The sequence below is a fragment of the Kosakonia quasisacchari genome, assembly GCF_004331415.1.
Classification (GTDB): domain Bacteria; phylum Pseudomonadota; class Gammaproteobacteria; order Enterobacterales; family Enterobacteriaceae; genus Kosakonia; species Kosakonia quasisacchari.
On record NZ_SJOP01000021.1, the window covers coordinates 18,411 to 37,525 of the forward strand.

Below are 19,115 nucleotides of genomic sequence, written 5' to 3' on the forward strand. Positions count from 1 at the left end.
CTCAAAGGTGGCGTAGTATACGCTGAGTCGGCGGTGTGCTCAAGTCCCGAACAGACAAAGATCCCGATGGATCGCGCAAAGTGGTCTAAATCCAACCACGTTCGGCAAAAGAAACGTACTCACCGCGGCCAATAACCAGATGATCGAGCACCCGGATGTCCATGAACTGGCAGCATTTTATTACCCGTTCGGTGATCTGCCTGTCCGCTTTGCTCGGCTCAGCGTTACCAGAGGGGTGATTATGCGCGAGGATCACGGCGGCCGCATTGGCTTTTAACGCTTCACGCAAAATTTCTCGCGGATGCACCTCAACCTGGTTAATCGTGCCGGTAAAAAGCCGACAGTGTTTGAGTATCCGGTTCTGGTTATCCATCAGGATCACCATAAAAATCTCGCGCTCTTCACCCGCCAGCTGGCTTTGTAAAAACTCGCGTGTCATTTCCGGGCTCAGCAGGGAGCTCTCTTCCAGCAGGCGCGCATTATAATAGCGCCGAGCCAGTTCGCCGATCCCCCGCAATTGGGCGTATTTGGCAAGACCAATGCCATGCACCTCCTTAAAATCATCAAGATCGGCGGAGAGCAGCGTATACAACGAACCAAACTGCTTAAGCATTTCACGCGCCACGGTGAGCACGCTCTTTCCCTGTGTTCCGGTGCGCAAAAAGAGCGCCAGGAGCTCCACGTCAGTCAGTGACTCAATACCAAACTTCATCATCTTTTCACGCGGTTTCTGGGGCGTAAAAACAATATCCATATTCATTTCTCCTTCGCTCTCGCCAATGCTGCCATAGCTGCCGTTTTCCTTCGACTGTGGATAAATATCTCTGCGTAGCGCCTCGCAAAGTCGATTGTGGGCAACAGCACGACAACACCAGGATTGTGATAAAATGCCCAGCTTCTGGTGAAATCCAACAGGAAAGAATCATGATCAGTCTGGCGGGTAAAAAGATTGTCCTCGGCGTGAGCGGCGGTATCGCGGCCTATAAAGCGCCCGAACTGGTGCGCCGTCTGCGCGATCGCGGAGCGGAAGTCCGTGTCGCAATGACCGAGGCGGCCAAAGCCTTTATTACGCCGATGAGCCTGCAGGCCGTTTCCGGTTATCCGGTTTCCGATAGCCTGCTTGATCCAGCCGCCGAAGCGGCAATGGGCCATATTGAGCTGGGTAAATGGGCTGATTTAGTAATTCTCGCCCCCGCCACCGCAGATTTGATCGCCCGCATCGCAGCCGGTATGGCAAACGATCTGGTCTCCACTATTTGCCTCGCCACACCGTCGCCTGTCGCCGTTGTTCCCGCGATGAATCAGCAGATGTACCGCGCCGCCGCTACCCAGCATAATTTGCAGGTGCTGGCCTCGCGCGGGCTATTGTTGTGGGGCCCGGACAGCGGCAGCCAGGCCTGTGGCGATGTTGGCCCTGGAAGAATGCTCGATCCGCTGACCATTGTAGATATGGCCGCCGCGCATTTCTCACCGGTCAAAGATCTGCAACATCTGAACATCATGATTACCGCCGGGCCGACGCGTGAACCGTTGGATCCGGTGCGCTACATCACCAATCTCAGTTCCGGTAAGATGGGCTTCGCCATTGCCGCCGCCGCCGCACGCCGTGGTGCGAATGTCACGCTGGTTTCCGGCCCTGTTTCGCTGGCAACGCCGCCGCTGGTGCAACGTGTGGATGTGACCACTGCATTGGAAATGGAGGCCGCTGTTCAGAGCCGCGTTCAGCGACAGAATATTTTTATCGGCTGCGCCGCCGTTGCGGATTATCGCGCCGCCAGCGTCGCTGAAGAAAAAATCAAAAAGCAAGGCGATGAAATCACGATAAAAATGGTGAAAAACCCGGATATCGTCGCTGGCGTTGCCGCACTTTCTGCTCATCGCCCTTATGTTGTTGGGTTTGCTGCCGAAACAAATAATGTGGAAGAATATGCCCGGCAAAAGCGCGCCCGCAAAAACCTTGATTTGATTTGCGCTAACGATGTTTCGCAATCGAATCAGGGATTTAATAGCGACAACAACGCATTACACCTTTTCTGGCAGGATGGCGACAAACGCTTGCCGCTGGAGCGCAAAGAACTTCTGGGACACCTATTACTGGACGAGATCGTTACCCGTTATGATGAAAAAAATCGACGTTAAGATTCTGGACCCGCGCGTTGGCAAGGCATTCCCGCTGCCGACATATGCCACCTCCGGTTCCGCCGGACTTGACCTGCGCGCCTGTCTCGACGACGCCGTAGAGCTGGCGCCTGGCGCGACGACGCTGCTGCCAACCGGTCTGGCAATCCATATTGCCGATCCATCACTGGCTGCGGTCATTCTGCCGCGTTCCGGTCTGGGCCATAAACATGGCGTCGTGCTCGGCAACCTGGTAGGGTTGATTGACTCGGATTACCAGGGTCAATTGATGGTTTCCGTCTGGAACCGCGGTCAGGACAGCTTTACCATCGTGCCGGGTGAGCGCATCGCGCAAATGGTCTTTGTGCCGGTCGTTCAGGCAGAGTTTAACCTGGTAGAATCCTTTGACGCGACCGAGCGCGGCGAAGGCGGCTTCGGCCATTCCGGGCGCCAATAAGCAGCCCTATTTAACGCATCACACGGCGAAATAACGCGATAACATCACCGCAAACGCACTCCGTTTGCGGTCGCCCTGTGGTTGCTCGCCTGACAAGTGCTTATTTTCAGGGGTATTTTGGAACATGGCAGAAAAACAAACTGCGAAAAGGAATCGTCGCGAGGAAATACTTCAATCTCTGGCGCTGATGCTGGAATCCAGCGATGGAAGCCAGCGCATTACGACGGCAAAACTGGCGGCGTCCGTTGGCGTTTCTGAAGCGGCGCTGTATCGCCACTTCCCCAGTAAAACGCGCATGTTCGACAGCCTGATTGAATTTATCGAAGATAGCCTGATTACCCGTATCAACCTGATTTTAAAAGACGAGAAAGACACGACCGCGCGTCTGCGTCTGATTGTGCTGCTCATTCTGGGCTTTGGTGAACGTAATCCGGGTTTGACACGCATTATGACCGGCCACGCCCTGATGTTCGAACAGGACCGCCTGCAAGGGCGCATCAGTCAGTTGTTTGAACGCATTGAAGCCCAGTTGCGCCAGGTGTTACGCGAACGCAAGATGCGTGAAGGCGAAGCCTACGCGACCGATGAAACGTTACTGGCAAGTCAGTTGCTGGCATTTTGCGAAGGGATGCTGTCGCGCTTTGTGCGCAGCGAGTTTAAATACAGCCCGACTGAAGATTTCGATGCCCGCTGGCCGCTGTTAGCCGCGCAATTACAGTAATACCTCATGCAGCCCTTGTGGCTGCATTCTCATTTCCCCGCAATCTGTGAAAAAGCCCAACGTAATTCGTTAAGATGCCAGATGTCGCGGCGTCGCGGATTCCCTACCCTCCCTCTGGCAGTATCTTTCCACTTAAGCGAAATATCCTCATAAATACCCTACAAATAAGGAGACGCTTGATGGCAACATCACGTCGGGAACTGCTTAAACTCAGCGGTATTGCCACCGCATCATTACTTCTTAGTCAAAAGAGTATCGCCGCCAGGGCACCCTCAGCTCGCTACCCCGATCCAAGTATCGTCGCGCTGGATGACAGCTTTCGCGACTATATGGTTTCCAGTGCCAAAGTAGAGCAGATAGCGACCGGTTGCCGCTGGGCAGAAGGGCCAGTCTGGTTTGGCGATACGCGCATGTTGCTGTGGAGCGATATTCCCAATAACGCGGTCATGCGCTGGGATGAAGCCACCGGCGCAACCAGCATTTTCCGCCAGCCGTCGAATAACGCTAATGGCCACGCTCGCGACAGACAAGGGCGTTTAATCAGCTGTGAGCACGACACCCGCCGCATTACGCGCACAGAGTATGACGGCACGATCACCGTGCTGGCAGACAGCTATAACGGCAAGCCGCTGAATTCACCGAATGATATTGCCGTGAAATCCGACGGTTCCATCTGGTTTACCGATCCGCCATTTGGCATTGCCGGTTTTTATGAAGGGCACAAAGCCACGCCGCAACTGCCGCAGAACGTTTACCGCCTGGATCCTAAAACCCGCAAACTGGAAGTGGTGTTGGGCGATGTTAAAGGGCCAAACGGCATCTGCTTCTCACCGGATGAAAAAACGCTGTTTGTGGTAGAAAGCCGCGCGACACCTAACCGTTTAATTCTGGCGTGGGATATCGAAGGGAATCAGCTAAAAAACCGGCGAGTACATATCGACTGCGGCAACGGCACGGCAGATGGTATTGCCATCGATGTACATGGCAATCTGTGGTGCGGCTGGGGAATGGGAACCGAAGAACTGGACGGCGTACGCGTGTTCAATCCGCAAGGCAAAGCGATTGGTATGATCCACCTGCCGGAGCGATGCGCTAACTTGTGTTTTGGCGGCGAACAGCGAAACCGCTTGTTCATGGCCTCCAGCACCTCGGTCTATTCACTTTATGTAAATACCCAGGGTGCGAAGCTGGTGTAAAACGGACCCGGCAGTCACCTGCCGGGAACACATTTAAACGCCGTACTGCTCGCGGTAGGTGCGCACAACGGCGAGATGATGGGCCATCTCCGGTTTCTCTTCCAGGTAGGCAATCAAATCTTTGAGCGTGATAATCGAAATCACGTTACAGCCGTAGTCGCGTTCCACTTCCTGAATCGCCGAAATATCACCGCGACCACGTTCCTGGCGATCCAGCGAAATCAGCACGCCAGCAAGCGTTGCACCGTTAGCCTGGATAATCTCCATCGATTCGCGAATCGCCGTACCAGCGGTGATCACATCATCCACCAGCATGACACGGCCCTGTAATGCGCTGCCCACCAAGTTGCCACCTTCGCCGTGGTCCTTGGCTTCTTTACGATTAAAGCAGTAAGGCACATCGCGCTCGTGGTGTTCCGCCAGCGCCACTGCCGTGGTGGTCGCGATAGGAATGCCTTTGTAAGCCGGACCAAACAGCAGGTCAAAATCGATACCGGAATCCACCAGCGCTTCGGCATAAAAACGGCCTAACAGAGCCAGATCGCGCCCGGTATTAAACAACCCAGCGTTGAAGAAATAGGGGCTTTTGCGCCCGGATTTCAGCGTGAACTCGCCGAACTTCAGCACCTGCTTGTTAAGCGCAAATTCAATAAACTGACGCTGATACGCTTTCATGGATCCGCTCCTCATCTCACTTTTCATTATTTACAGATTACGCAACATACGTCGCGCGACCTCGCGCAGACCACGTAAATCATACCTGGTGAATAGCGCAGATATGACTCTTGACAGCCGACAAAGAAGCCGCATGAAGTATAAAGCGCAAAAAAAAGGGCGACTCATCAGTCGCCCTTAAAATTAATTCTCTAGCGCCGCCTTCTGCGTCGCGATAATCGATTCGATCCCCCCTCTGGCCAGCGCCAGCAGGGTGAGTAACTCTTCATGGGAGAAGGGCTCGCCTTCCGCCGTACCCTGAACTTCAATCATGCGACCGTCTTCAGTCATCACCACGTTCATGTCGGTTTCAGCAGCGGAGTCTTCCACATATTCAAGATCACAAACGGCTTCGCCATTAACAATCCCCACGGAAACCGCTGCAACCATGCCTTTCATCGGGTTAGTTTTCAGCTTACCGGCGGCGACCAGTTTGTTCAGCGCGTCTGCCAGCGCAACACACGCGCCGGTAATTGATGCGGTACGCGTGCCGCCATCGGCCTGAATGACATCGCAGTCAAGCGTAATGGTGAATTCGCCCAGCGCGTTCAAATCAACCGCCGCACGCAGCGCGCGAGCGATAAGGCGCTGTATTTCCATGGTACGCCCACCCTGTTTGCCTTTCGCTGCTTCACGCGCGTTACGGGTGTGGGTGGAGCGCGGCAGCATGCCATATTCGGCGGTGATCCAGCCCTGGCCCTGGCCTTTCAGAAAGCGCGGAACGCCCTCTTCGATGGACGCAGTGCACAGTACTTTGGTATCACCAAATTCAACCAGCACGGAGCCTTCTGCGTGTTTTGTGTAATTACGGGTCAGGGCGACGGGGCGCACCTGGTTGGCGCTACGGCCTGCTGGACGCATGATAATTTCTCCGGCTTATCGAATGTGGCTGCGCATTATACTGGCTTACCAAGGTTATTCCTATCCTGATAAGGCCACGAAAGCTATAATCCCCGCATCTCTCTTTGAAAACGGGAACGTCTATGATCCGCAGTATGACCGCCTATGCCCGGCGTGAAATCAAGGGTGAATGGGGCTCAGCCTCCTGGGAACTGCGCTCGGTTAACCAGCGTTATCTGGAAACTTACTTCCGTCTGCCAGAGCAATTTCGCAGCCTCGAGCCGGTTGTCCGTGAACGTCTCCGTAGTCGTCTGACACGCGGTAAAGTCGAATGTAATCTCCGTTTTGAGCCCGATGCCAGTGCGCAGGGCGAACTGATCCTGAACGAGAAACTGGCAAAACAGCTAGTTAATGCGGCTAACTGGGTCAAAATGCAGAGTGACGAAGGGGAAATCAATCCGGTTGATATTCTGCGCTGGCCAGGCGTAATGGCTGCGCAAGAGCAGGATCTGGACGTCATCGCCGCGCAGATCCTCGCCGCGCTGGATGGCGCACTGGATGACTTCATCATCGCCCGTGAAACCGAAGGTCAGGCGCTGAAAGGGCTGATTGAGCAGCGTCTGGAAGGCGTGAGCACCGAAGTCAGCAAAGTGCGCGCCCATATGCCGGAAATCCTGCAATGGCAGCGCGAGCGCCTTGTTGCAAAACTGGAAGAGGCGCAGGTACAGCTTGAGAACAACCGTCTTGAGCAAGAGCTGGTGCTAATGGCGCAGCGCATCGATGTCGCTGAAGAGTTGGATCGTCTCGAAGCGCATGTGAAAGAGACATATAACATTCTGAAGAAAAAAGAAGCGGTTGGCCGCCGTCTCGACTTCATGATGCAGGAGTTCAACCGTGAATCGAACACGCTGGCTTCCAAGTCAATTAACGCTGAAGTGACAAACTCTGCCATCGAGCTCAAAGTGTTGATTGAGCAAATGCGCGAGCAGATCCAGAATATTGAGTAATCTTTCGGCCGCAGGTTGAAAAGGCCCAACTGGGCCTTTTTATTTATCACGCTGCCCGTGATTTACTTATGCTTAAATCTATTAACTCCTACCATTCACCAGCAGTTTCACCTTGATTTTAAATTTAAAAATCAAATAGATAAATTAATCAAACTTTCACACCCTGCATTATCTAAACTTATCCAAAACCACGTTCCTTAGAAAATCTAAATCGCATACCTGAGTGTAAATCGCTACCCTGCCGCTTCTGATTTACGGGGGCGGGCATGCTGTTACATATTCTCTATCTTATTGGCATCACGGCCGAGGCCATGACTGGCGCACTGGCGGCGGGTCGTCGCAGAATGGATACCTTTGGCGTAATTATTATCGCCACAGCAACGGCGCTGGGCGGCGGATCGGTACGCGATATCCTGCTCGGCCACTACCCGCTCGGCTGGGTAAAGCACCCGGAATACGTCGTCATTGTTGCCATCGCGGCAGTGTTAACGACTATCTTCGCGCCGGTGATGCCGCATCTGCGCCGTCTGTTTCTGGTGCTTGATGCCCTGGGACTGGTGGTTTTTTCCATTATCGGTGCTCAGATCGCCCTCGATATGGGTGAAGGCCCGGTTATCGCCGTGATTGCCGCTGTTGTAACCGGGGTGTTCGGCGGCGTGTTGCGGGATATGTTTTGTAAGCGTATCCCGCTGGTGTTTCAGAAAGAGCTGTACGCCGGAATCGCCTTCGCCTCTGCCGTGATCTATATCGTTCTTGGTCATCTTGTTTCCAGCCACGATATGGTGGTGATTGCAACCTTGCTATTTGGCTTTATTACGCGGTTACTGGCTATCCGCTGGAAGCTCGGCTTGCCCGTGTTCCACTACAAGCACAGCACTCACTGAAACGCTTTTACTCCTTGAGCTCCCAACCAAACCGAAAGTTTTTCAATTTCGGAAGCATGCACAAAGGCAACGATCTGCCGGGCTTTTTCAGCACCAATCGCCGGGAAACGCTGCCACTCCTTTTCGTTACGCGTGCGCAGTTGCTGCCATGTCGTGTCGCCAGTAACTTTCAGAGCAGGCTGCGGCAGCGGCGCTCCCAGTGCAATTAGCCAGCGAATAAACGGCCTTTCTCGCGCCAGCGAAAAGCGATGCCAGAGCTGTAAACCGCGTTCCGGTGAAATACCGGGCGTCGATTGTAATTGCTCTTTTGTCAGCGCCAGCCAGGAAAAAAGATGTTCGAAGTGATGCGCCTGATTCAGCCCCCGCCAGCCACTTTCGCCAAGCCCCTCAATCCCCAGCGCTTTTGCCGAGCTGAGCCACACCAGACGGGCAATAAATTGCTCCTGACATTCCGCAGAGGCATAAAAACAGGTCAATGGGGTAAAACGAGGCGCAGGCGGAATAGGTTTATTGCGAACAAGTGCACGCCACGCCACACTATCGATGCGCGGGATCCCTTGACCGGCAAGGCTGATAGCGATTTGATCGCCAGGCGCAACATCCAACTCTTGCCAACGCCTGACAGAGCCTAAATTGACCCTCTGGACGCGTTTGTCATCGAGTTGTACCGGTTCTAACTGAGCAACCACGGAAATTTTACCGGTACGCCCAATGGCAAACTGAATATCTTTGACCGTTGCAACTTCCTCGGGCGGTTCATATTTCCAGGCTGCCACCCAATTGCCCTGTCCTGGCAGCCACGTATTTCCCGCCGGCTCGGTTCCCGAACGCACCACAACACCATCGGTGACGAAAGGCAATTCAGAAGTAAACCAACGGCTGCGGAGCTTCTCCACGTCTTCTACCGTGTTCACTGGCACGCTATATTGCTCTTCGTCACTAAACCCCGCGTTGCTGAGTTCCGCCAACTTTTGTGCCAGCGTTGCCGGGCCGTCTGGCCAGGCCCAGACGAAAAAAGCCAGATCATTGAGAATGGCGTGCTCGTCACGGCGCATCATCGCACCGGCAACTTTTGCGCGGGCGTTAAGCCCACCGGCCTGTTTCTGAATATGGTTTTCCGTGCGTAAAAACAGTTCACCCTGTAATACGCTATTTGCCAGCGCACCACTCACCGTTTTAGGAATCGATGGGATAGCGCGTATTTTTGCCGTCCAGTCCTCACCAGCCAGCCCATCGCCGCGACTGATTGCCTGTGTCAGTCCACCATTGCGATAAATTAACGTCACCGCGACGCCATCCACTTTAGGCTGCGCCCAGAGATCGGTTTTTCCTGCCATCCAGCGCTGTAGCGCTTGCTTACCCGCCAGTTTTTGTACCCCAGTGTGCGCGACAGGATGTTTCACACTGCCGCCGGGTAAGACAGGTGTTGAATTTGCGGGTTCAAGTGCAAAACAGCGTTGCCACGCCGCCAGCCGCGCGCTTAGCTGGTCGTAAACAGTGTCGCTTACCTCACTTGCCCCCTGCTTCCAGTAGTGTTCATTCCACTGGCGAAGCTGTTGCTGAAGGCGATTAACCTCATCTTGCGCTCTCGATGGCGACCAGACAGGGCACACCGCCTGGCTGGACAGGCTCCATAGCAACAGACACACTGCGAATCCGGTTCTTTTCCACATCATCCCTTCTCCTTGTGATAGCGACACTGTTATAGCGAGGCCAACACAGTGATGGCGACATAGAAAAAGAGAGTTTGCGAGGAGGGTTCCGGCAATTCACTGCCGCTGTGAAAATTTGCAAACAAAACAGGAAAGCAGGCCGCAAAATGTCAAACTCAGCGGGAAAAAGTGTGACAAAGGCTACGTCACATAGCGCCGATGTGTATAATAGGCACGTATGTAAGTTTCCTTTCGCAATTCACATACAAAAGACTCTCATGGCTCAAGGCACGCTCTATATTGTTTCCGCCCCCAGCGGCGCGGGTAAATCAAGCCTCATCCAGGCTTTGTTAAAAACCCAACCGTTATACGATACGCAGGTTTCTGTTTCGCACACCACGCGCGCTCCGCGTCCGGGTGAAGTGCACGGTGAACACTATTTCTTTGTTAATCATGACGAGTTTAAATCCATGATTGGCGATGACGCGTTTCTTGAGCATGCCGAAGTCTTTGGTAATTATTACGGCACCTCGCGCGCAGCCATTGAGCAAGTGTTGGCAACCGGCGTAGATGTGTTTCTTGATATCGACTGGCAGGGCGCGCAACAAATTCGCGCCCGTATGCCGCAGGCGCGTAGCATCTTTATTCTGCCGCCGTCGAAGCTGGAGCTCGATCGCCGCTTACGCGGGCGCGGTCAGGATAGCGAAGAAGTCATTGCGAAACGTATGGCGCTGGCGGTTGCGGAAATGAGCCATTACGCGGAATATGATTACCTGATTGTGAATGATGATTTCGATACCGCTTTGGGCGATTTGAAAACCATTATTCGCGCCGAACGTCTGCGCATGAGCCGCCAAAAGCAGCGACATGACGCTTTAATCAGCAAACTATTGGCAGACTGAGCCTGGTTTCAGTATCATGCCCAGTCATTTCTTCACCTGTGGAGCATTTTAAGTATGGCACGCGTAACTGTTCAGGACGCTGTAGAGAAAGTTGGTAACCGTTTTGACCTGGTGCTGGTCGCCGCGCGTCGCGCTCGTCAGATGCAGGTTGGCGGTAAAGATCCGTTAGTCCCGGAAGAAAACGATAAAACCACCGTTATCGCGCTGCGCGAAATCGAAGAAGGTCTGATCAACAACCAGATCCTCGACGTCCGTGAGCGCCAGGAACAGCAAGAGCAGGAAGCCGCAGAATTGCAGGCCGTTACCGCCATTGCTGAAGGTCGTCGTTAATTAACCTGCAGGTCACCCTTGTATCTGTTTGAAAGCCTGAATCAGCTGATTCAACACTATCTGCCTGAAGAGCAAATAAAACGTCTCAGGCAGGCGTATCTCGTTGCACGTGATGCTCACGAGGGACAGACACGTTCAAGCGGTGAACCTTATATCACGCACCCGGTAGCGGTAGCCTGCATTCTGGCCGAGATGAAACTCGACCACGAAACGCTGATGGCTGCCCTATTGCATGACGTGATTGAAGATACTCCCGCCACCTACCAGGATATGGAACAGTTGTTTGGCAAAAGCGTTGCCGAGCTGGTGGAAGGGGTGTCCAAGCTTGATAAGCTTAAGTTTCAGGATAAGAAAGAAGCGCAGGCCGAAAACTTTCGCAAGATGATTATGGCGATGGTGCAAGACATCCGCGTCATTCTTATCAAGCTCGCCGACCGCACCCACAATATGCGCACGCTGGGTTCTCTTCGCCCGGATAAACGTCGCCGCATCGCCCGTGAAACCCTCGAAATCTATAGCCCGCTGGCGCACCGTTTAGGTATTCATCACATCAAAACCGAGCTTGAAGAGCTGGGCTTTGAAGCGCTATACCCGAACCGCTATCGCGTGATCAAAGAAGTGGTTAAAGCCGCACGCGGCAACCGCAAAGAGATGATTCAAAAAATCCTCTCGGAAATCGAAGGGCGTTTACAGGAAGCGGGCATTCCCTGCCGTGTCAGCGGTCGCGAAAAGCACCTTTACTCTATCTACTGCAAAATGGTGCTGAAAGAGCAGCGTTTCCACTCGATTATGGATATCTACGCCTTTCGCGTGATTGTTCACGATCTGGATACCTGTTATCGCGTTCTGGGCCAGATGCACAGCTTGTACAAGCCACGTCCTGGTCGCGTGAAAGACTATATCGCCATTCCCAAGGCGAACGGTTATCAATCCCTGCACACTTCAATGATTGGCCCGCATGGCGTGCCGGTTGAGGTGCAAATCCGTACCGAAGATATGGATCAGATGGCAGAGATGGGGGTCGCCGCGCACTGGGCGTATAAAGAGCATGGCGAGAGCAGTACCACCGCGCAAATCCGCGCTCAGCGCTGGATGCAAAGCCTGCTGGAGCTGCAACAGAGCGCCGGTAGCTCGTTTGAATTTATCGAGAGCGTTAAATCTGATCTCTTCCCCGATGAGATTTATGTTTTCACTCCGGAAGGCCGCATTGTCGAGCTGCCCGCTGGCGCGACGCCGGTGGATTTCGCCTATGCGGTACACACGGATATCGGCCATGCCTGCGTTGGCGCGCGCGTTGATCGTCAGCCGTATCCGCTGTCGCAGTCGCTTTCCAGCGGCCAGACGGTAGAAATTATCACCGCACCAGGCGCACGCCCGAATGCCGCATGGCTGAACTTTGTCGTCAGCTCGAAAGCACGCGCAAAAATCCGCCAGATGCTGAAAAACCTCAAGCGTGACGACTCGGTGAGCCTTGGCCGCCGTCTGTTGAACCACGCGCTGGGCGGAAGCCGCAAACTGGCCGAAATTCCGCAGGACCATGTGCAGCGCGAGCTGGATCGCATGAAGCTCGCTTCGCTCGACGATCTGCTGGCAGAAATCGGCCTCGGCAACGCCATGAGCGTTGTGGTAGCGAAAAACCTGCAACAAGGGGAAGCCGCGCAGGGTGCGCAAGCACCAACGGGCGCAAATGGCGGTCATCTGCCGATTAAAGGCGCAGATGGCGTACTGATCACCTTTGCCAAATGCTGTCGCCCCATTCCTGGCGACCCGATTGTCGCGCACGTCAGCCCAGGAAAAGGGTTGGTTATCCACCATGAGTCCTGCCGTAACATTCGTGGCTACCAGAAAGAGCCAGAGAAGTTCATGGCTGTCGAGTGGGATAAAGAGACCGCGCAGGAATTTATCACCGAGATCAAGGTGGATATGTTTAACCATCAGGGCGCACTGGCGAACCTGACGGCAGCGATTAACACGGCCTCTTCGAACATTCAGAGCCTGAATACCGAAGAGAAAGATGGCCGCGTCTATAGCGCGTTCATCCGTCTGACGGCGCGCGATCGCGTCCATCTGGCGAATATCATGCGCAAAATCCGCGTGATGCCGGATGTGATTAAAGTCACCCGCAACCGAAACTAACTTTATGAATTCTCAGCGTTATGCGCGTATCCGCGAGATGCTCGCCAGGCGTCAACCGGACCTGACGGTCTGCATGGAGCAGGTTCACAAACCTCATAACGTCTCCGCCATTATCCGTACCGCGGACGCCGTCGGCGTGCATGAAGTTCACGCCGTCTGGCCAGGCAAACGCATGCGCACTATGGCCTCATCCGCAGCAGGCAGTAACAGCTGGGTGGAGGTGAAAACCCACCATACTATCGGCGATGCTGTTGGCGTGCTGAAAGCGCGCGGCATGCAAATCCTCGCGACCCATCTGTCCGACAAAGCCGTTGATTTTCGGGAAATAGATTATACCCGCCCGACCTGCATTCTGATGGGCCAGGAGAAAACGGGGATCACTCAGGAAGCGCTGGATCTGGCGGATCGGGACATCATTATCCCCATGATTGGCATGGTGCAGTCGCTGAATGTTTCCGTAGCTTCAGCCTTAATCCTTTACGAAGCGCAGCGCCAGCGGCAAAACGCCGGTATGTATCAGCGTGAAAACAGCACGTTGCCGGATGAAGTTCAGCAACGCCTGCTGTTTGAAGGCGGCTATCCGGTGCTGGCGAGAGTCGCGAAACGCAAAGGTCTGCCTTACCCTCACGTTAATACGGAAGGTCAAATCGAAGCCGACCCAACGTGGTGGGCAACTATGCAGGCGGCGGGATAACCGATGAAAGGTAAGCTGCTCGATGCGGTGCCCTTAAATTCGCTGACCGGTGTCGGCGCGGCGCAGAGCAGCAAGCTAGCGAAAATCGGCCTGCATACCGTTCAGGATCTCCTGCTTCACCTCCCGCTTCGCTACGAAGATCGCACCCAACTTTACCCGATTGCCGACCTGCTGCCGGGCGTTTACGCCACGGTGGAAGGCGAAGTGTTGAACTGCAATATCACGTTTGGCGGCCGCAGAATGATGACCTGCCAGATTAGCGACGGTTCCGGCATTCTCACCCTGCGCTTTTTCAACTTCAACGCGGCAATGAAAAACAGCCTTGCCACGGGTCGCCGAGTGCTGGCCTACGGGGAAGCAAAACGCGGGAAGTACGGCGCGGAGATGATCCATCCGGAATACCGCGTGCAGGGCGATCTCAGCACCCCGGAATTGCAGGAAACTCTGACGCCGATTTACCCGACCACTGAAGGCATTAAGCAGGCGACACTGCGCAAACTCACTGACCAGGCGCTGGAGCTGCTGGCAACCTGCGCCATCAGCGAACTGCTGCCGCCGGAGTTGGCACAAGGCATGATGAGCTTGCCGGAGGCGTTGCATACGCTGCATCGCCCGCCACCGTCACTGCAATTAAGCGATCTGGAAAGTGGGCAGCACCCGGCGCAGCGCCGTTTGATCCTTGAAGAATTACTGGCGCACAACCTCAGTATGCTGGCGTTGCGCGCCGGGGCGCAGCGTTATCATGCGCAACCACTCAGCGCCAAAGATGAACTGAAAAACCGTCTGCTGGCTTCATTGCCGTTTAAACCAACTGGCGCACAAACGCGCGTGGTCGCGGAGATCGAGCGTGATATGGCGCTGGATATGCCGATGATGCGCCTGGTGCAGGGCGATGTGGGCTCCGGTAAAACGCTGGTTGCCGCACTGGCGGCGCTGCGGGCGATTGCCAATGGCAAACAAGTGGCGATGATGGCGCCTACCGAGCTGCTGGCAGAGCAACACGCCAACAATTTCCGCAACTGGTTTACGCCACTTGGTGTGGAAGTGGGCTGGCTGGCGGGCAAGCAAAAAGGCAAAGCACGCCAGGCACAGCAAGAGGCAATTGCTAGCGGTCAGGTACAAATGGTGGTTGGCACCCATGCGATTTTCCAGGAACAGGTGCAGTTTAACGGCCTTGCGCTGGTGATTATCGACGAACAGCACCGCTTTGGTGTTCACCAGCGCCTGGCACTGTGGGAAAAAGGCCAGCAGCAGGGTTTTCACCCGCACCAGTTGATTATGACTGCAACACCGATCCCGCGCACGCTGGCGATGACCGCCTACGCGGATCTTGATACCTCGGTGATCGACGAGCTACCGCCAGGGCGCACACCGGTCACCACTGTTGCCATCCCGGATACACGCCGCAGCGAGATTATCGACCGCGTGCGCAGCGCCTGTACCGGCGAAGGCCGCCAGGCATACTGGGTTTGTACATTGATTGAAGAGTCCGACCTGCTGGAAGCACAAGCGGCGGAAGCGACCTGGGAAGAGTTGAAACTGGCGCTACCGGAACTGAATGTCGGCCTGGTTCATGGTCGCATGAAGCCGGCGGAAAAACAGGCGGTAATGCAGGCGTTCAAACAGGGTGAGTTACATCTGCTGGTCGCGACCACGGTGATTGAAGTGGGCGTGGATGTGCCAAATTCCAGCCTGATGATTATCGAAAACCCGGAGCGACTCGGTCTTGCGCAGCTCCACCAGTTGCGTGGCCGCGTTGGGCGCGGTGCGGTAGCTTCTCACTGCGTTCTGCTCTACAAATCCCCGCTCTCCAAAACGGCGCAAAAACGTCTGCAAGTGCTGCGCGACAGTAACGATGGCTTTGTGATTGCGCAAAAAGATCTGGAAATTCGCGGCCCCGGCGAACTGCTTGGTACTCGCCAGACCGGCAACGCGGAATTCAAAGTCGCCGACCTGCTGCGCGATCAGGCGATGATCCCGGAAGTACAACGCGTTGCCCGCCATATTCATGAGCGTTATCCGCAGCTCGCCGAAGCGCTGATCGACCGCTGGATGCCAGAAACAGAACGCTATTCCAACGCCTGAGTTTTAGAACCTTATCCCGTAAAATGAACACCCCTTAGAAAAGTATGTTTTTAGCATAGCAACCGTTTGCTTTTACCAAACAGTCCGATAAAATCAGCGCTTTTCCATCAGGGGATTGCTTGAGATGTCCGTAAACACCATCGAGTCAGAAAGTGCGCAACCGGTTGCGCAGACTCAACCCAGCGAACTGATCTACCGACTTGAAGATCGCCCGCCGCTGCCGCAAACCCTGTTTGCCGCGCTCCAGCACCTGCTCGCAATGTTTGTTGGCGTTATCACGCCCGCGCTACTTATCTGCCAGGCGCTGGGTTTACCGGCTCAGGACACTCAGCACATTATCAGCATGTCGCTGTTCGCCTCAGGCGTAGCCTCTATTATCCAGATCAAAGCCTGGGGCCCGGTTGGCTCCGGGTTGCTCTCGATTCAGGGCACCAGCTTTAACTTTGTGGCGCCACTGATTATGGGCGGTACCGCGCTGAAAACCGGCGGTGCGGACGTACCTACGATGATGGCTGCGCTGTTCGGTACCCTGATGCTGGCCAGCTGCACCGAAATGGTTATATCCCGCATTCTGCCGTTCGCGCGCCGCATTATTACCCCGCTGGTTTCCGGCGTGGTAGTGATGATTATCGGCCTGTCGCTGATTCAGGTGGGGCTGACATCCGTTGGCGGCGGTTTTGCCGCGATGGGCAACCACACCTTCGGCGCCCCGAAAAACCTGCTGCTGGCAGGCGTTGTTCTGGGACTGATTATTCTGCTTAACCGCCAGCGTAACCCCTATTTACGTATCGCTTCGCTGGTGATCGCCATGGCCGTAGGTTACGTGTTGGCAATGTTTATGGGCATGCTGCCGGCATATAGCGCACCAGCAACCTCCTTTATGGTGCCGACGCCGCTTTACTACGGGCTGAGCATTGACTGGACCCTGCTGTTACCGCTGATGCTGGTATTTATGATCACCTCGCTGGAAACCATCGGTGACATCACCGCAACTTCTGATGTTTCCGAGCAGCCCGTCGCCGGCCCGCTGTATATGAAACGCCTGAAAGGCGGCGTGCTGGCAAACGGCCTCAACTCATTTGTTTCCGCTGTTTTCAACACTTTCCCGAACTCCTGCTTCGGCCAGAACAATGGCGTTATTCAACTGACCGGCGTTGCCAGCCGTTATATCGGCTTCTTCATTGCGGTGATGCTGATGGTGCTTGGCCTGTTCCCGGCAGTCAGCGCTTTTGTGCAGCAACTGCCTGAGCCTGTGCTCGGCGGTGCAACGCTGGTGATGTTCGGTACGATCGCCGCATCCGGCGTGCGCATTGTTTCCCGCGAGCCGCTGAACCGCCGTGCGATCCTGATTATCGCACTGTCGCTGGCCGTTGGCCTGGGCGTTTCCCAGCAGCCGCAAATCCTGCAATTCGCCCCGGACTGGCTGAAAAACCTGCTCTCTTCCGGCATCGCCGCAGGCGGGATCACCGCGATTGTACTGAATCTGATTTTTCCACCAGAGAAAAACTGATAAACCCCGCGGCAACGGGATAAAAACCGTTGCCGCCGTAACGCCCTTTCATCATTCCGCCCTTGAGCATTGCGCATAAATCGTGCATAACTGCCAGACTGGCAACTGGGGATGGAAGATCATGAAATTTCTTGGAAAGCTGCTCCTTGTCGTTGTTATCGCCCTGCTTGTGGCGGTCATCGCTTGCTATTTCCTGCTGCAAACCCGCTGGGGTGCAACACAGGTCAGCAAGTGGGTAAACGACAACAGTGACTATCACCTCACTTTCGAAGCGATCGATCACCGCTTCTCCTCCCCTTCCCATATATTGTTGAAAAGCGTGAATTTTGGCCGTAAAGGCAAACCGGCGACGCTGGTCGCCAAAACGGTGGATATCGGCCTGAGCAGCCGCCAGCTTACCGATCCGCTGCATGCCGACACCATTCTGTTACAGGACGGCACGCTGAATCTTTCCCCGGCAGCCGCACCTCTGCCGTTCCAGGCCGACCGTCTGCAATTAAGCAATATGGCGTTTAACAGCCCGACCACCGGCTGGGATCTCAGCGCCCAGCGTGTCACCGGCGGCGTTGCGCCGTGGCAGCCAGTCGCGGGAAGTGTGCTGGGCAGTAAAGCACAGATCCAGATGAGCGCCGGTTCGCTGACGTTAAACGGCGTTCCCGCCAGTAACGTGCTGATTCAGGGCAGTATCGATAAAGATGTCGTTACGTTGACCACTATTGGTGCGGATATGGCGCGCGGCTCTCTGACCGGAGACGCGCAGCGCGCCGCCGATGGCAGCTGGGTGGTAAACAATTTGCGTCTGAATGATATCCGCCTGCAAAGCGATAAGTCGCTGCTCGATTTCTTTAATCCATTAACCACCCTGCCGTCGCTACAAATTGGCCGCGTTGAAGTGACCGACGCCCGTTTACAAGGGCCGGGTTGGGCGGTCACCGATCTCGATTTGAGTTTGCGCAACCTGACGCTCACCAATGGCGACTGGAAAAGCGAGGACGGTAAACTGTCGATGAACGCCAGCGAGTTTATTTACGGTTCGCTGCACCTGTTCGACCCAATCCTCAATGCTAACTTCTCGCCGCAGGGCATTGCGCTGCAACAGTTCACCTCGCGCTGGGAAAACGGCATGGTACGCACCTCCGGCAACTGGTATCGCGCCGGGCATGCGCTGGTACTTGATGACACCGCGTTTGCCGGGCTGGAATACACGCTGCCGGAAAACTGGAAACAGCTGTGGATGGAGGATTTACCAACGTGGCTGAATACCGTCACGCTGAAAAAATTCAGCGCCAGCCGCAACCTGGTGATTGATATCGACCCGGCATTTCCCTGGCAGCTAACGGCTCTGGACGGCTATGGCGATAACCTGCAACTGGTGCGCGAGCGCAAGTGGGGTGTATGGGGTGGAACGGCGAAACTGAATGCCGCTGCCGCCACCTTTAACCGCGTGGACGTACGCCGCCCGTCACTGGCGCTGAACGCCAACAGTAATGTCGTCACCATCAGCGAGCTAAGCGCGTTTACCGGACAAGGGTTGCTGGAAGCCAAAGCGGTGGTTGCGCAAACACCGGATCGCAGCGTTAACCTCAGCCTGAACGGGCGCGGCGTGCCGGTGAATGTATTGCAGGAGTGGGGCTGGCCGGCGCTACCCATCAGCGGCGACGGAAATCTGCAGCTCACCGCCAGTGGCAGCGTGCGCGCCGATGCGCCGCTTAAACCGTCGGTGAACGCCGAGCTTTCCGCCATTAACGTGCAGAAACAGCAAATCAAGCAGAACATGCATGGCGGTGTGGTATCCGGCGGCGTTGTCGCGCCTCCGGCGGAACCCACATCAACGCCTTCACCTCAGCCGACTCCCTGAACATGACATTT

The 19,115-nt window shown here is 55.1% G+C and carries 17 protein-coding genes; 13 read left to right on the forward strand and 4 right to left on the reverse strand.

Features of this window, described 5'->3' with window-relative positions; all coding sequences use genetic code 11:
• Positions 1–85: 85 nt before the first annotated feature.
• Entirely contained in the window at positions 86–754 is a 669-nt protein-coding gene (radC, locus tag E0L21_RS19575) for a RadC family protein (protein WP_131412424.1), read from the reverse strand.
• A 173-nt stretch (positions 755–927) separates the two neighbouring features.
• On the opposite strand from radC, the gene coaBC reads away from it, so the two are divergent.
• The 4 genes from coaBC (at position 928) to E0L21_RS19595 (ending at position 4,492) form a co-directional block, all read left to right on the forward strand.
• Entirely contained in the window at positions 928–2,139 is a 1,212-nt protein-coding gene (coaBC, locus tag E0L21_RS19580) for a bifunctional phosphopantothenoylcysteine decarboxylase/phosphopantothenate--cysteine ligase CoaBC (RefSeq protein ID WP_131412553.1), read from the forward strand.
• Positions 2,117–2,575 (forward strand): dUTP diphosphatase, encoded by a 459-nt coding sequence (dut, locus tag E0L21_RS19585; protein ID WP_131412426.1) that lies wholly within the window; start codon positions 2,117–2,119, stop codon positions 2,573–2,575. The genes coaBC and dut overlap by 23 nt, the downstream gene beginning before the upstream one ends.
• Before the next feature lie 124 nt (positions 2,576–2,699).
• Positions 2,700–3,296, forward strand: coding sequence for a nucleoid occlusion factor SlmA (gene slmA / locus E0L21_RS19590; protein WP_017458168.1), 597 nt, complete (start codon positions 2,700–2,702; stop codon positions 3,294–3,296).
• Between the two features lie 179 nt (positions 3,297–3,475).
• Positions 3,476–4,492: an SMP-30/gluconolactonase/LRE family protein gene (locus tag E0L21_RS19595; protein WP_131412428.1), complete on the forward strand. Its 1,017-nt coding sequence runs from the start codon at positions 3,476–3,478 to the stop codon at positions 4,490–4,492.
• Positions 4,493–4,525: 33 nt separating this feature from the next.
• Here E0L21_RS19595 and pyrE read toward each other — a convergent pair whose 3' ends face one another.
• Together pyrE and rph are read right to left on the reverse strand one after the other, a co-directional pair.
• On the reverse strand, positions 4,526–5,167 hold the full coding sequence (pyrE, locus tag E0L21_RS19600; protein ID WP_131412430.1) for an orotate phosphoribosyltransferase: 642 nt from the start codon (positions 5,165–5,167) through the stop codon (positions 4,526–4,528).
• A gap of 183 nt (positions 5,168–5,350) precedes the next feature.
• Positions 5,351–6,067, reverse strand: coding sequence for a ribonuclease PH (rph, locus tag E0L21_RS19605; RefSeq protein WP_131412432.1), 717 nt, complete (start codon positions 6,065–6,067; stop codon positions 5,351–5,353).
• Positions 6,068–6,189: 122 nt separating this feature from the next.
• Between rph and E0L21_RS19610 the strand changes: the two genes are divergently transcribed.
• Together E0L21_RS19610 and E0L21_RS19615 are read left to right on the forward strand one after the other, a co-directional pair.
• A complete protein-coding gene (locus E0L21_RS19610) occupies positions 6,190–7,053 on the forward strand; it encodes a YicC/YloC family endoribonuclease (RefSeq protein WP_131412434.1) in 864 nt (287 codons plus the stop codon).
• 266 nt (positions 7,054–7,319) lie between these two features.
• Positions 7,320–7,937: a trimeric intracellular cation channel family protein gene (locus E0L21_RS19615; protein ID WP_131412436.1), complete on the forward strand. Its 618-nt coding sequence runs from the start codon at positions 7,320–7,322 to the stop codon at positions 7,935–7,937.
• On the opposite strand, the gene ligB is transcribed toward E0L21_RS19615, so the two are convergent.
• Positions 7,931–9,610 carry an NAD-dependent DNA ligase LigB gene (gene ligB, locus E0L21_RS19620; protein ID WP_131412555.1) on the reverse strand — a complete coding sequence of 560 codons (1,680 nt, stop codon included), beginning with the start codon at positions 9,608–9,610 and terminating at the stop codon, positions 7,931–7,933. The genes E0L21_RS19615 and ligB overlap by 7 nt on opposite strands.
• 257 nt (positions 9,611–9,867) lie before the next feature.
• Here ligB and gmk point away from each other — a divergent pair, with 257 nt between their 5' ends.
• The 7 genes from gmk to E0L21_RS19655 all read left to right on the forward strand — a co-directional run bounded on the left by gmk (position 9,868) and on the right by E0L21_RS19655 (position 19,104).
• Positions 9,868–10,491: a guanylate kinase gene (gene gmk / locus E0L21_RS19625; RefSeq protein WP_131412438.1), complete on the forward strand. Its 624-nt coding sequence runs from the start codon at positions 9,868–9,870 to the stop codon at positions 10,489–10,491.
• Positions 10,492–10,545: 54 nt separating this feature from the next.
• Positions 10,546–10,821, forward strand: coding sequence for a DNA-directed RNA polymerase subunit omega (gene rpoZ / locus E0L21_RS19630; protein WP_007369481.1), 276 nt, complete (start codon positions 10,546–10,548; stop codon positions 10,819–10,821).
• Between the two features lie 18 nt (positions 10,822–10,839).
• Complete coding sequence (gene spoT, locus E0L21_RS19635) at positions 10,840–12,957, forward strand: bifunctional GTP diphosphokinase/guanosine-3',5'-bis pyrophosphate 3'-pyrophosphohydrolase (RefSeq protein ID WP_131412440.1); 2,118 nt, start codon at positions 10,840–10,842, stop codon at positions 12,955–12,957.
• A 4-nt stretch (positions 12,958–12,961) separates the two neighbouring features.
• The gene (gene trmH / locus E0L21_RS19640) at positions 12,962–13,651 is read left to right on the forward strand and encodes a tRNA (guanosine(18)-2'-O)-methyltransferase TrmH (RefSeq protein ID WP_131412442.1); all 690 of its coding nucleotides are present in this window, start codon (positions 12,962–12,964) and stop codon (positions 13,649–13,651) included.
• A 3-nt stretch (positions 13,652–13,654) separates the two neighbouring features.
• Complete coding sequence (recG, locus tag E0L21_RS19645) at positions 13,655–15,736, forward strand: ATP-dependent DNA helicase RecG (protein ID WP_131412444.1); 2,082 nt, start codon at positions 13,655–13,657, stop codon at positions 15,734–15,736.
• A gap of 124 nt (positions 15,737–15,860) precedes the next feature.
• On the forward strand, positions 15,861–17,246 hold the full coding sequence (locus E0L21_RS19650) for a nucleobase:cation symporter-2 family protein (RefSeq protein WP_131412446.1): 1,386 nt from the start codon (positions 15,861–15,863) through the stop codon (positions 17,244–17,246).
• A 121-nt stretch (positions 17,247–17,367) separates the two neighbouring features.
• Positions 17,368–19,104, forward strand: coding sequence for an AsmA family protein (locus E0L21_RS19655; RefSeq protein ID WP_131412448.1), 1,737 nt, complete (start codon positions 17,368–17,370; stop codon positions 19,102–19,104).
• The last annotated feature ends 11 nt before the right edge of the window (positions 19,105–19,115 follow it).

What these genes read in the sequence shown, in the direction of transcription:
- radC (WP_131412424.1), bottom strand. Translation starts at nt 754, where the DNA reads ATGGATATTGTTTTTACGCCCCAGAAACCGCGTGAAAAGATGATGAAG.
- dut (WP_131412426.1), top strand. Translation starts at nt 2,117, where the DNA reads ATGATGAAAAAAATCGACGTTAAGATTCTGGACCCGCGCGTTGGCAAG.
- slmA (WP_017458168.1), top strand. Translation starts at nt 2,700, where the DNA reads ATGGCAGAAAAACAAACTGCGAAAAGGAATCGTCGCGAGGAAATACTT.
- E0L21_RS19595 (WP_131412428.1), top strand. Translation starts at nt 3,476, where the DNA reads ATGGCAACATCACGTCGGGAACTGCTTAAACTCAGCGGTATTGCCACC.
- pyrE (WP_131412430.1), bottom strand. Translation starts at nt 5,167, where the DNA reads ATGAAAGCGTATCAGCGTCAGTTTATTGAATTTGCGCTTAACAAGCAG.
- rph (WP_131412432.1), bottom strand. Translation starts at nt 6,067, where the DNA reads ATGCGTCCAGCAGGCCGTAGCGCCAACCAGGTGCGCCCCGTCGCCCTG.
- E0L21_RS19610 (WP_131412434.1), top strand. Translation starts at nt 6,190, where the DNA reads ATGATCCGCAGTATGACCGCCTATGCCCGGCGTGAAATCAAGGGTGAA.
- E0L21_RS19615 (WP_131412436.1), top strand. Translation starts at nt 7,320, where the DNA reads ATGCTGTTACATATTCTCTATCTTATTGGCATCACGGCCGAGGCCATG.
- ligB (WP_131412555.1), bottom strand. Translation starts at nt 9,610, where the DNA reads ATGTGGAAAAGAACCGGATTCGCAGTGTGTCTGTTGCTATGGAGCCTG.
- gmk (WP_131412438.1), top strand. Translation starts at nt 9,868, where the DNA reads ATGGCTCAAGGCACGCTCTATATTGTTTCCGCCCCCAGCGGCGCGGGT.
- rpoZ (WP_007369481.1), top strand. Translation starts at nt 10,546, where the DNA reads ATGGCACGCGTAACTGTTCAGGACGCTGTAGAGAAAGTTGGTAACCGT.
- trmH (WP_131412442.1), top strand. Translation starts at nt 12,962, where the DNA reads ATGAATTCTCAGCGTTATGCGCGTATCCGCGAGATGCTCGCCAGGCGT.
- recG (WP_131412444.1), top strand. Translation starts at nt 13,655, where the DNA reads ATGAAAGGTAAGCTGCTCGATGCGGTGCCCTTAAATTCGCTGACCGGT.
- E0L21_RS19650 (WP_131412446.1), top strand. Translation starts at nt 15,861, where the DNA reads ATGTCCGTAAACACCATCGAGTCAGAAAGTGCGCAACCGGTTGCGCAG.
- E0L21_RS19655 (WP_131412448.1), top strand. Translation starts at nt 17,368, where the DNA reads ATGAAATTTCTTGGAAAGCTGCTCCTTGTCGTTGTTATCGCCCTGCTT.